This window comes from Streptococcus danieliae, from assembly GCF_013415245.1.
GTDB classification, from domain to species: Bacteria; Bacillota; Bacilli; order Lactobacillales; family Streptococcaceae; genus Streptococcus; species Streptococcus danieliae_A.
Window position 1 is genome coordinate 1 of the sequence record NZ_JACBXX010000020.1, and the last position, 346, is coordinate 346.

At 33.2% G+C, this 346-nt stretch carries 1 pseudogene; it reads left to right on the top strand.

Annotation, left to right across the window (positions count from 1 at the left end):
- Positions 1-132, top strand: a pseudogene (locus HZY94_RS00065) (IS30 family transposase); the annotation flags it as partial.
- Positions 133-346 lie beyond the last annotated feature (214 nt).

The following is a 346-nucleotide window of genomic DNA, read 5'->3' on the forward strand; positions in this document are numbered from 1 at the left end:
CGCAGGTGGTTACCAAAAGGGACCAAAGAAACAACTCCCAAAGAAGTCGCTTTTATTGAAAATTGGATAAACAATTATCCTAAAAAATGTTTGGACTACAAGTCACCAAAGGAATTTCTTAGTGGTGGCTAATTTCAACTTGAAATTTAGCAAAATAACGTTTTTGGGAACTTTTTCAACTGATCCAAAGGTTGTTTCCCGAAGCAGAGCTGGAATTTGTTATACTCATTTAAAATCAAAAGTTGAAAAATAATGGATGCTTAGTTTTGAAATACAACAATATAAAACCACTACGTATCTAGAAAGGACCTTGTCCATTCTCTATTCACAATGGATTTTAAGGTTT